Origin of the sequence: Streptococcus henryi DSM 19005, assembly GCF_000376985.1 — a bacterium.
GTDB lineage: Bacteria > Bacillota > Bacilli > Lactobacillales > Streptococcaceae > Streptococcus > Streptococcus henryi.
In genome coordinates this window covers 255907-268783 of the sequence record NZ_AQYA01000037.1, presented here as the reverse complement: position 1 = coordinate 268783, position 12877 = coordinate 255907, and the positions used below count along the sequence as shown (strand labels likewise).

The following is a 12877-nucleotide window of genomic DNA, read 5'->3' as shown; positions in this document are numbered from 1 at the left end:
TAAGGGTATAATGGTAGAATGAAGATAGAAAAAGGGCGTTGCGCAAACAACACCCACACAGAGCCGTTTAAGACGGTGGCTGAATTTATAGAACTAAAAAATAGCTCGTCAACTCGCCAAAGTTAGGACGGCTATTTTTTTGCCATTTTTACCAATTCAAGGATTAACTTCATAAGAGCAATAACAAAGTTACCAGCTACAAACATGAGTGTTAAAACCTCAAATGTTGACAAATCAGGTTACTCCTTTCTAATAGGATTTTACTGGCTATGCATATAGGCACCACCACCTTTCGATTAAGTAACCACCGTCTTAACTTCTCTGTAAGAGATTACCCCTGGTGCTATTTGATTTTATCTATCCTTTTATTTAGAAAAAGAAACAAGATTTTCTGTATTATATTCAAAATTTGATATTCCCCCTTCACATAAATATTTAACAGCTATTAAAGCTGATAGCAAGAGAGCTATATTATTTGGGACTCTTTCTCAACTGGCACCACAGGTAAATGTTATACCACATACCATATACCAATCTCCAAAATCAACAGATTATTTGAATTTTACAAGTAATTTGTTATAATAAAAATAGAAAAGGAGCTAGACGGCAATCCAGCTCCAATGCAGAACCGTTAAAAAGACGGTGGCTCGTAATACAGATTTAATCCGTCCTACTCGCGCAAAAGTGGGGACGGATTATTTTTTGTCATTATCTTTGAAGATTTTATAGCACAAGCCAATCAACGCAATAGTAAAACTACTAAAGCCTAGAATAGTTTGCACAACTTCAAAAGCTGTCAAAAGATGCTCCTCCTTCCCGTCAGATTTTGATGAATTGCCCATAGGCATCACCCCTCTTTCAGAAAATCCAGAGCCACCGTCTTCACTTTTCTACCCCTCTATTTTAACATATTCATTCCCAAAAATTGTTGGAATAGCGTAGTCTTTCAAAGTGATTTTAGGAATCCAAAAAATCTTCCTACTATTGTAAGAAGATTTTTTACTTATTTAGTAGTAGTTGTTGTTTAAGTTTAGGTATTATTTTTCATTTAGCAACTCTTCCACCATGGCTATCACACCACTGTCATCATTTGATGGAGCAAGATGCGCTGCTGCGTCTTTGACATCGTCGCTTCCGTTTGCCATGGCATAGAAATACTTAGCCAGCTCTAGCATTTCCACATCGTTGCCACCATCACCGAAGGCTGCCAATTGGTCAGGAGTGAGTCCCCAATGGTCAAGGAGATAGGCCATAGCAGAGCCTTTGTGGATTCCTTTAGCAATAACATCAATATTACCGTGACCGCTGGTCACTGCTTGTACTTGGTCGCCTAAGAGACTATTGAGTTTATCTACAATTTCCAAGGTTTCTTCCTCAGGTGTATTGAAGGAGAACTTCATAAAGTGGTCATCTGGTAAAACATCAAATGACTCTACTTCCTCAAGACGATAATAGTAAATAGCAAAGAAATCTTTGGCTTTTTGGGAAGATTTTTTGAGGATATAGGCTGCCACTTCTCCACAAAGCACCAACTCATCATCCAATTCCCTCTCTTTCAAATAATCGAGAACAATGCGCACTGTTTCTTCCGTCAAACGATGACTTTTTAGAAAGACGCCATTTTCAACGAAATAGGCTCCGTTCTCACCAACAAAGGTAATCTGATCTTCTAATTCTGGAAAGAAGGATTTAATCTGATAATACTGATTGCCGCTAATGGATACAAAACGGATACCTCTGCTCTGCATTTTTTCAAAAAGACGATTGAAACGTTCTCTATCATAGTCATTTTGACTGTTTAAGAAAGTGCCATCCATGTCTGTTGCTACTACTTTTACTGTCATTTTTTCCTCCTCTATCTTCTTTACTTAGAGTATAGGCCTTTCGTTTAGGTAATGCAAGGCTTTAGCGGTAATGTCGTAGGATAGAATAAAGACTTGAAAGGATAGTATTATTGTTGAAAAAGCTGCGCTAGTTTTCTAGCACAGCTTAGAGAGGGGGTAAGGGTTAGCGTCCATTTGCTCGGAAAACCAAATGTTCATTGACAAATGCGTCAAATCCAAGGTGGCTCAGTTCACGTCCGTAACCTGAGTTTTTAATACCACCGAATGGAATTTCTGGATGAGAAGCCCAGCCATTGTTTACGAAAGTCATACCAGTTTCAATTTGAGCAGCTACACGGTTTACGCGGTCTGGGTCTGATGAGAAGACTGTTCCGCCAAGACCATAGCTAGAATCGTTGGCAAGTGCAATTGCTTCTTCTTCTGAATCAACTTTGTAGATTGAAGCAACAGGACCAAAGATTTCTGTGTTGTAGATTGGGTTTTCTTTGGTGATGTCCGTAATAACAGTTGGCATGACAAAGTTACCTGGATGGTCAATTGGTTCATTACCATAAACCAGATGAGCACCATTATCAAGCGCCAATTGGATTTGTCCAAGAACTTCTTCCTTAGCAGCTGCAGATGACAGAGGGGCGAGTGTTGTTTCTGGATCCATTGGGTCACCCCATTTAGCTGTCTTGAATTTATCAACCACCATATCTAGGAATTTATTGTAGTTTTCTTCGCCAACAACGATAAAGCGTTTAGAAGAGGTACATACTTGACCTGCATTGTAAAGTCGCGCAAAGAAGATGGTTTCATTCAAGAGATCAAAATCAGCATCTTCCAAGATGATGAAGGCGTCGTTACCACCTAATTCCAGAGCGGATTTTTTCAAGTTTGCACCAGCTTCAGCTGCGATTGAAGCACCACCACGTTCAGAACCAGTAAGAGCAACACCTTGAACACGAGGGTCAGCAATTGCTTGACTTACTTGTCCATAGCTTAGGAAAAGATTCTTAAATGACCCTTTCGGAGCGCCAGCTTCATTGACCAAATCATCAAAAGCCTGTGCAGATGCCGGACAAATAGAAGCGTGCTTCAAAACAGTTGGGTTCCCAATCATGAAGTTAGGAGCGAAAACGCGCATGATTTGGTAGAATGGGAAATTCCAAGGTTCAACCATGAAGATAACCCCGACAGCTTGTTTAATATAGTAAGCATCACCGTTTGGTGAATCAAATGTATAAGGTTTCAAGAAGTCTTCTGCTTTATCAGCGAAATAATCAGCAATGTCAGCACAAAGTTCAACTTCTCCTTTTGCTTCTGTGAAAAGTTTCCCCATATCCTTAGTCATGACTTCAGCATACTTGTCAACGTCACGACGGAGGATTTCAGCAACTTTATGCAAAATAGCTTTGCGTTCCTCCAAGCCACCTTCAGCACGCCATTTTTTGTAAAGGGCATGCGCAGTAGCCAAGGCATTATCCAAGTCTGCATCAGAATGATTGTCAAACTCTTTTAAAACTTCATTAGTGTAAGGGTAAATTGTTTTATATGCCATAAAAACCTCCAAGTAAGATAGAAAGGTCGATAGGGGACATGTAAAAATAGGAGTTTTGCCCACGGATGTTATGTCCTAGCAAAACTATCTCTTGCATCTTCCCAAGCCCTATTCAATTAGTTATACTCTTCGAAAATCAAAATGATAGGTCGTTAAGCCTTCTTGCCTACCATCAGGTATGTCTGCGTCGGCTTGTCAACTCTAATTTTGATTTTCATTGAGTATTAGCAACAAGAGTGATTTAGAACTGAACACTCTTATATTTTTGACGATACAAGATTATTATAACACTTTTGTAATCGCTTGCAAGATTTTTGTCTTGTTTTTTGAAAATTCTTACAACTTGTGAAAAAATATACAAAATATATTAAAGTCCATATCCCATTATATCCAGGACTCAAAGGAAATTGAAATAATCAATACTTTAAAAAACAGGAATAAGCCTTGCCTACTCCTGTTTCTTTATGCTTCATAGCTAGTTTAAATTAGTCATCCTCCTTTCTTTTTCCGGCGAGAGCCGTTGTTCCTAGAACCATTGTTACTCCTAGTGCTGCTAGAGCCAAGCTTGATTTCTCTCCTGTTTGAGGTAGAGCTTGATTCGTTTTACTTACTACTTTTTCATTTAAAGTTGCTTTTGGAGCAGTTACACTGGTAAGTGATGACGATACTCTGTCTCCTCTAGCACCTGCTTGTGGTTCCGGGTCTGATGTTGGCTCTTCATTTCCTGATTGTGTGTCTTCACTACCTGCATTGCCTGTAGTGGTGTCTGGAGTATCTTGCGGGTCTTCTTGTGGTGTTGGGTCTGATGTTGGTTCTTCATTTTCAGATTGTGTCTGATCATCTGGGTCTTCATCAGTTGAGATTTGTTCATCAACTTGATAAACCAAACCGTAATTACTGAAGTGTTCTGCAGTGAAGGCTACAAATCTTCTTTCTTGACCATCGACTGATTTAGTTAACTCTTCAAAATCTAAGTCTTGAGCTGGCCCGTTATCTGGAAGATAGAAGACTTTAGCAACGGTCTTACCATCATCTACTGGCATGATAACACGCGCAGGTTTAGAAATATCAAGTTTTTGACCGTCCTTATCCACAAGTGTGATATCAAAGAGATCAAAATCGTGGCCTTTTAAGACATCAGGCGTTTGACTGTCATTAGTTTCCATGTGACTGACTTGCAAACCGACAATTGCATCAGATTCACCAGCAGCAAGGATTACAGTCACTTGACTAGCTTCATGATAAAGGATGCGCTCTGGACTTATTTGATTTTCCTTATCAGGTTCTTGATTGGCTGTAGACAAACGAAGGACAATCGCTGTTAAAGGAGCGAGTTTCAAACCATCTTGACTAAATGTAACCCCAATAGGATTTTCAATGGGAACAATACCAGCAGAGCTTCCATCCACCAAGACATCAGCATTAAGCAAAGCTCGATAAGCATCATCTAGATAAAATTCACGTTCAACACTATCTGCATTAATAAAGACTGCATAAACATCCCCATTACTTGCTTGAGTTTGATAAGCAATGACTAAATCTGTTTGACCAATACCATGTTGACCAGGAATGGTCAAAAGTTGCACTTTTTGATCAACTTCTTCTTTTGTTTTAAGACTAAATGCATCTGTTGAGCGACGTAAGGCTATCAAACCTTTTGTGTAAGCCTGGCTTTGCGTTGATACTGGATAAGCGTCACTATCGGTTGCTTTGGCCCAGTCAAAATGGTTGATTGCATCTGTTGAATCATAAGAATCATGGATGAAATATGGATATTCAAATGGTGTTCCATCTTCATTTACAAGCAAGTGAGATTTATTTGGTACTTGATCATCCGAAACTGGAGCCTTGTAAGCCTCATCTTTAAACTGTTTCGTGCGACCATATTCTTGACCTGAATGAAGGAAGATGGTTCCTTGAGAGGTCAAAACAATTGTATTTCCAAGGCGAAGACGGCGATGAATTTCTTCATAATTTTCTGCCACACTTGGATCTTTTTTGATTGATTGAGCGATGATATCAAAGAGAGTCAAGTTATCATGCGCAGCAATGTATTGGATAACATCGCCTGGATCATCTGCTTCAAAGTTTGTTGGTTGTGCTTTGATATTAGAGAAGATTGTTGCAAGATCTTTTGCTCCGCCTGTGATGAAGGCTGGTTGACCTTCATTTGGATAACCTGATTTAAGATTGTTTCGAATATCATCTGAGAAAGAAGCGACACTATCAGTTTGAGACATCCATGTTTGGTCTGCCGCTTGTTCAGGCATATTATCATCACTTGCATAAGTCACCCAACCTTCACCAAGCATAATAATATTTGGATTCAAGGCTTTAGCCGCATCATAAGCTGCCTGAATAGCTGCTGCATCATGGTCACCCATCATATCAAAACGGAAGCCATCCACTTTAAAAGTATCCACTAGATAGGTAATTGAATCTACTAACAAGCGACGCGTCATATAGTGAGTTGTCCCTAGGCGACCACCACCAAAGCTAGTTTTAGCAGTTCCAGAAGCATCCATAAAGTGATAATAATTTGGTTCCAAATCTTCAAACAAATCAACTTTAGCTGTATGATTGTAAACAACGTCTAGAATAACACCCATACCACGTTTGTGAATTTCATTTACCAAGTTTTTGAACTCTTCAATGCGTTTAGCAGGATCACTTGGATCTGTTGAATACATGCCAGTCAAAGCAAAGTAACTTTGTGGATCGTAGCCCCAGTTATAGTTAGTGTCACTTGAATCATAGTCTGTCAAACGTTGTCCATTAGCAAGTTCATTGACATAGTAATAACTCATGACAGGCAAGAGTTGAATATGTGTCACCCCAAGATCTTGAAGATAATCCAATTTTTCAACAAAGGCAGCAAATGTACCAAATTGATTAACCAATTCATCCGCAATAGCCACATCTGAAGTAAAATCACGAACATGAGCTTCATAAATGATGGCATCTTCACGCGCTTGATAACCTTCAATAGTTGCAAAGTCTAAGTCTTGGATGCCAATAGCAGAGCTATCCACAATAGCTGCTTTAGCCACCTTGTATGATGGATTACTGTCAGCTAGTTCACTGTTCCAAGCCGCTAAAGATTTAGCGTAAGGATCTAGTACAAAAACATCTTGATTTCCGCGTGTAATCTTATAATGATAATAGTAATCACGATAATCATCTAAAGCAAATGAACTATCCGCAGTTAGAGTCGTTGACCATTGCCCCTTATCACCTTTTGTCATGGCAACTTCACCAAGAACTTTGTCCTGATTATCTTTATCATATAAAACAAGGGCAACTGCATCTGCACTTGGTGACCAGACAGTAAAATCAACTACTTGTCCTTCTTTACCAACACGCGCTCCTAATTCTCCAGAATAGTCATAGAGTGAATCCGTATATTGCCAATTTGTCTTAGCTGTAAATTGATCTCCAAGGAAAGAAATGGTGTAAGGTGCCTGGGCTTGTCCAAAATCACCTGTCAAAATCAGTTGACCACGACTAGTATCTACTGCCAAGTCAGAAAGTACAACTTGATTTCCACCTGCGTCAGTCACTTGCATCTCTTCTGATAGAGAAGCCGTATCCAAGTCATCTATATTAGTCATGAATATTAGCAATTTATCAGCAGCAATCTGTTGAGCACCCGTCATACGAACAGTTTTTGTGAAATATGGATTAGTATAAATAGTCTTGTCATCATCTTTCAAGAAAATTTGAGTTTGATTCTGCAAATCCTTAAAGATATAATTTTCTGCTTGAATTTTTGCTGCATCTCCTTCTTTGGATTCATCTAAGAGCAAGAAACCTAGTTCATTCAAATCTGACAATGGAATATCCATGTAAACTCCGTATTTTCCAATATTTTCAAAATCAACACCATCTGGCCAATTTCCTAATTGAGAGGTGATAAAAGCATCAGCACTGCCCCACAACCAGAGAGACAGATTTTCATACTGTCCATCACTGCGATAATAATTAATACGAAGAGTACCTGATGCCAGTGGCTGATAATAATGGCTGGCAAAATTTTCATCAATCCAGACTTCGTTCATATCTTGACTGATTAATTCAACTGATCGATCACCTGTCAAATTATCACCTTTAGTATTATTAATCAAGAAACTCAATTTACTGCGTTGATCTTGAGACAAGCGCACATCCAAGTAATAACCATAGTCATCTTGTCGAGCTTCTGAGAAACTTGTGGCACCGCTAGGCCAGCCGGCAACTTTATCAGAAGGTGTTTCCACATCATCCCATAGCCATAGGCCCAAGCTAGACACTTCCCCTTCTGGCAATGCCTTGAAGTGAATACGGATGCTGCCTTCTTGGATTTTTTCTTCTTGGGCTTGTAGGGAAATAGCAGAGCTGATAAGTCCTGAACTCACCTTCAAAAGCATGGTTCCACCATTTGAACTTGATGGTGTTGCTAAATCAACATACCACTTGCCGTCCTCAGCTAGACTAGGTAGATAAACCTCACCGCTATAGAAATCAGTTAGGCTGCTTTCCCCGTCGCTGACTTCTAAACGTAGTTCTTGTTGGGCATTTTTCAAATTGTAAACGATATAGGCAGCATCTTGACCATTATCACGCTTAGCAATCAACCACTGCTGACTATCACTAACTGCAAGAGTTTCATAATCTCCACGTGAAAGCAGTTCACTATTGTCATTACGGAAGGCTAATAATTTCTTATAATGAGTAAGAAGATCGTTATCAGCTGTTTTATCCCAATCAAATTCGTAGCGATTATCATAGTATGGCCAATTATTTTGACCAGTTTGACCAATTTCTTCACCATAATAGATAACAGGTTGTCCTTTAGAAGTAATCAAGGCTGTTGCCGCTAGTTTTAGCTTATTGACATCTCCACCGATGCTATAAAGGAATCCATCTTCATCGTGACTGCCCAAAAATTGAGCGAGCGTATAGTTGCTAGACAGAGCATCGTTACGAGCTCCCATTTCTTCGCTGGCTTGTTTCAGACGACCATTTACCAGTAACTTAGCAGTTTCTTTGAAGCCAAAGTCCAACAAACTGTCCATTGTTCCAGTCCCTAAATCACCTTTAGTGTCCTTATAGCTAGCTCCCCAACTTTCCCCAACAAGGTGGAAATCTGAGTCTTTAAGCGCAAGCTCATTTTTAAAATGTTGCCATGTCACATCATCGACGTGTTTGACGGTGTCTACACGGAAAGCATAAATACTGTTGCCAGCTGCTGTCGTTGATTTTCGGAGCCAGTCTGATTGCCATGCTACTAATTTTTCTCTGACAGCCTCTTCTTCAGTCTTAAAGTCTGGAAGATTTGACAGAGAACCTTTTTCGTCATCACCTGCTTTGTCTTCTTCTGCTGTTCGAACTAATCCTTGGAACTTATCTTCAGCACCATAACCAGCATGATTGAGCACCACATCCACGATAATATTGATACCACGTGATGCGGCCTCATCAATAAGCCTATGGAAATCTTCTAGTGTTCCTAAATGTGGATTAAGTTTTTCAAAATCCTCAGCCCAATAGCCATGGTAGGCATAATATTCTTTTCCTGAATCTGTGCTGACATTTTGAGGAACATTTTCAACAATTGGGGTTACCCAAATACTTGTAACACCGAGATCTTTCAAGTAATCTAATTTTTCAGTTACACCCTTGAAGTCACCACCTTTATAGACACCTTCTTGATTAACTGCACCAGCATAATCCTGATTATAAGGATTATCATTACTTGTATCACCATTATAGAACCGGTCAGTCAACATGAAGTAAATGACTTGTTCGTCCCAGTCTTTTTCGTTTTCTGTTTTATTTCTTTCAGTAATGTGAACAGAGACGCTACCATCATAATAGCCATTATCTACATCATAGACTCGTACTGGAAGAGTGTAATCTCCTGCTACCACAGTTGAAGAAGCTGTGATAGTAACACGATTTAATTCTGTTGAAATTTGAATAACACCGCCACCAATAGCGCTAGTATCTACTTCCATCCGAGTGATTTCGACATTATTAGGATTTGAAAGTTCGACATCAATCAAACCTAGTTCATTATAGTTGAAATCTCGATAAGAGCTTGCACTGACAGATACATTATGTGTTCCTGGTTCAGCTTTGGAAAAATCTTGCCCTTCTACTGTCGCGATATAATAAGGATTTGTATATACCGTATCGTCATCATTGCGAAGGAAAATTTGACTATGCGTAACTCGATTTGAAAAATTCATATCAAGCGTTTTATTGCCAGGTGCTTCTGGATCGAGTTGATTGACCAGCAAAAATCCAATTTTAGAATCTAGTAAGTTTGAAAGTGGAACATCTACATAACGTCCATAAGCTCCGACATTTGAAAAATTCAGTGCATCAGTTGGCCATGTAGAGCTACTCTGTGCAACATCTCCCCAGAGCCAAACACCCCAACCATCATATTGGTCGTCATCTCGTTTATAATTAATACGAATAATAGAGTCATCAGCGAGTGGTTGATAAGCGTAGGTTGCAAAATCCTTTGTAACCCAAACTTCATTCATCTCACTTGTTAAAGGCTGGATTTTTTGGTCGCCTTCAGCAACTTTCTCACCATCTTTTAGCAAGAGATAGCCAATATCCCCATGACTCTCTGCCTGTTTGACGTCAATAAAGTGACCGTAATCATCTTTGTTTTCTGCACTAAATGGAGCTGCTGCGCTTGGCCATTGGTTTCCGTCTGAAGGTTCAGCAACCTCACCCCAAGTCCAGAGACCATACTGGTCAACTTCATCTGAAATAATATCTTCAAAATGAACACGAATGGTATCTTCAGCAATGGTCTGATTTGATTTTGATTGGCTTGCTTCGGTTTGACTAGCTAAATTAACAGACTCAACCTGTAACTCATTTTCTGGAATAGTAGTCGCATCAGCTACCTGATCTTGAACAGAATTGCTATCTGCGGGTTTTACATCGGTATTTTCAGCTACACTGACTACTTCTGACTGTGCTGGTGTTTGGACAAGCAAATCTTCTTGAGTGTCAATCACCTGATTATCTGAAGCATCAGCCGTCAAATCTTGTTGACCAACATCTGAACTAGAGTCCAGCGGTTGTAATGATTCTACCTGAACAATATCAGCTGCTGCATCCGCATCATCAGCGTAAACGGTTACATTTCCTGGTACAAGAAAAAGCAAGGCAGTCGCAATAGCAACGGATGCTACACCGACTTTCAATTTTCTGATGCCAAAATATTGTTTCTTTTGAGCATCACCCAAAGTTCCTCTTTTTTTCATACAATCCTCCGTATGATTCCTATATTTTACGCTTATAGTATACCTAATACAGATAATTTACGCAAGCGTTTTCGCAAAATATTTTTATGACATTATAGTTACAGTTGTCAAAAGGCTTAAAAATATATTCAAATTTGAGCAAGCGTTTGCTTATTGACTTTCAGATATGCCAATAGTTTTTCTTTTTAACAGCTCTTTACCAAACTTCTATTTATTCTTGCGAAAACAAAAAAACGTATAACAGTGGCATGCTGTTACACGTCCGCAAGGTCTACCTTGCTTAGAAAGAGAATCCCTAAATTTATTTCAAATCATACTATCTATCTAAAGACTATCATATCATAAACATTTTAAAATAACAATTATTTTATGACAACGCTGTCATTTTTTGCCATCACAATTTGCTTAAAAAGAATCGACATTATTTCAATGTTTTAATTAAAAAACACCTAGACTAATCTAAGTGTTTCAATAGCTTATACTTTTTCTTGGATACGCTGCATTTCTGCATAACGACCATTTAGAGCCATCAGTTGACTGTGATTGCCTCTTTCAATAATCTGACCAGCATCCAAAACTAGAATTTGGTCCGCATTTTGAATAGTTGATAGGCGGTGGGCAATGATAAAGGTTGTTCGTCCTTGTTTGACTACTTCCATTGCTCTCTGGATAATCTCCTCAGTCTCTGTGTCAATATGCGATGTTGCCTCGTCCAAAATCAAAATCTTTGGATTGGCAATTAAGGTTCTGGCAAAGGCAATAAGCTGACGCTCACCACTGGAGAAGGCTGAACCTTTTTCAACAACCGGTTCATAAATGCCCTTTTCAAGTCTAGCTAACATATCCCCTGCGCCAACTTTTCTAAGTGCTTGAATGATTTCCTCGTCAGAGTAATCTTCCTTATCCATGCTAACATTTGAAGCAATAGTCCCAGTAAAGAGGTAAGGATCTTGTAAGACAATTCCCATTTTACCGCGGACGCTTTCACGTGAATAACGCTTAATGTCCTGTCCGTCTATTGAAATGCTTCCCTCCTGTGGATCGTAAAAACGATAAAGAAGATTCATAATTGAAGACTTTCCTGAACCGGTATGACCAACAAGAGCAACTGTTTCACCTTGATTTGCATGAATAGAGATATTTTTCAAAACCTTGTTTTGACCATCATAGGCAAAGCTGACATCTTCAAAATCAACTTGACCAGCAGTCACCTGCAAATCAGCTTCTTCATCCGCCTCTTGTTCTTCATCTAATAATTCCATGACACGACGGCCTGTCGCAAGGGAGCGTTGGATGTTAGGCAATTGTCTAACCAACATACCAAGCAAATCAAACAGTGTGGTCACATAGTTAATATAGATAAAAAGACGACCAGCAGTTACACCTAAATTACCACCCAGAAACTGGTAGCCAATGAAGGTCAAAATTCCAGCAATAACCGTGTACTTGAGTAATTCTGTTAAGGTCCATGAGGCCGCTGAATCAATCAAAACAATACGGTCATCTGCAGCTCGCATCTTGCCTGCAACTTGGTCAAACTGATTCAAAACAGCTTCCTCTTGCTGATAGAGCTGAATAATACTAGCACCATTCATGGTTTCATTGACTTGTGTGTTAACGTCACTTCTAGCCTCATAAAAGTCTTTCATGGGTTTATCTGTCGCTTTTTTATAAAGGACTTGTAAACCATAAAAGATAGGCATCAATAGCAAGAGAACAAGACCTACCGTCAAATCTAGTGTCATCAAAACAGCATAGATAAAGATAACTTGAACCATAGTGATAAAAATCTGCGACAAAAGGGTGTTGTAAAATTGATTACGCAAGGTCTCTGTATCATTGACAATTCTGGTCGCAATCTTGCCCGCTGGCTTATCATCAAAATAAGAAATAGGCAATCTCTGCATCACGTCGTAGGCACGATTACGCAAATGCGTAACGACATTATTAGCGCAAGCAATGAGGATTCGAAATGACCCATAACGAAAAAGTCCAGCCAGAGCCAAGAGGCCAATGTAAATGGCTAGTTTAGTCAAGAAGTCAGCTTGATTGAGGACCAAGCCCTTAGAAACTTGCGTCAAGTCATTATCAATAATATTCTGAAGTAATAAAGGTGCCAGCTGAGCACCGGCTGTTGCCAGTAAGAGAAGAAAGAGTCCTGTGGCAAATAATCCCTTAACATGTTTCAACTCTTTAATAAGTGATATAATAAGAGCCAT

The 12877-nt window shown here is 39.3% G+C and carries 6 protein-coding genes; all 6 read right to left on the bottom strand.

Features of this window, described 5'->3' with window-relative positions:
• Window positions 1–131: 131 nt before the first annotated feature.
• On the bottom strand, window positions 132–233 hold the full coding sequence (locus tag F601_RS13405; RefSeq protein ID WP_018165792.1) for a putative holin-like toxin: 102 nt from the start codon (window positions 231–233) through the stop codon (window positions 132–134).
• A 462-nt stretch (window positions 234–695) separates the two neighbouring features.
• The gene (locus F601_RS12975) at window positions 696–848 is read right to left on the bottom strand and encodes a putative holin-like toxin (RefSeq protein ID WP_018165791.1); all 153 of its coding nucleotides are present in this window, start codon (window positions 846–848) and stop codon (window positions 696–698) included.
• 189 nt (window positions 849–1037) lie between these two features.
• Window positions 1038–1844 (bottom strand): Cof-type HAD-IIB family hydrolase, encoded by an 807-nt coding sequence (locus F601_RS0111290; RefSeq protein WP_018165790.1) that lies wholly within the window; start codon window positions 1842–1844, stop codon window positions 1038–1040.
• 163 nt (window positions 1845–2007) lie between these two features.
• Window positions 2008–3387, bottom strand: coding sequence for an NAD-dependent succinate-semialdehyde dehydrogenase (locus F601_RS0111285; RefSeq protein ID WP_018165789.1), 1380 nt, complete (start codon window positions 3385–3387; stop codon window positions 2008–2010).
• A gap of 485 nt (window positions 3388–3872) precedes the next feature.
• A complete protein-coding gene (locus tag F601_RS12730) occupies window positions 3873–10658 on the bottom strand; it encodes a pullulanase (protein ID WP_018165788.1) in 6786 nt (2261 codons plus the stop codon).
• 476 nt (window positions 10659–11134) lie between these two features.
• On the bottom strand, window positions 11135–12877 hold the full coding sequence (locus F601_RS0111275) for an ABC transporter ATP-binding protein (protein WP_018165787.1): 1743 nt from the start codon (window positions 12875–12877) through the stop codon (window positions 11135–11137).

Coding starts and splice junctions, on each gene's coding strand:
- F601_RS12975 (WP_018165791.1), bottom strand. CDS start 848: ATGCCTATGGGCAATTCATCAAAATCTGACGGGAAGGAGGAGCATCTT.
- F601_RS12730 (WP_018165788.1), bottom strand. CDS start 10,658: ATGAAAAAAAGAGGAACTTTGGGTGATGCTCAAAAGAAACAATATTTT.
- F601_RS0111285 (WP_018165789.1), bottom strand. CDS start 3,387: ATGGCATATAAAACAATTTACCCTTACACTAATGAAGTTTTAAAAGAG.
- F601_RS0111290 (WP_018165790.1), bottom strand. CDS start 1,844: ATGACAGTAAAAGTAGTAGCAACAGACATGGATGGCACTTTCTTAAAC.
- F601_RS0111275 (WP_018165787.1), bottom strand. CDS start 12,877: ATGGCTCTTATTATATCACTTATTAAAGAGTTGAAACATGTTAAGGGA.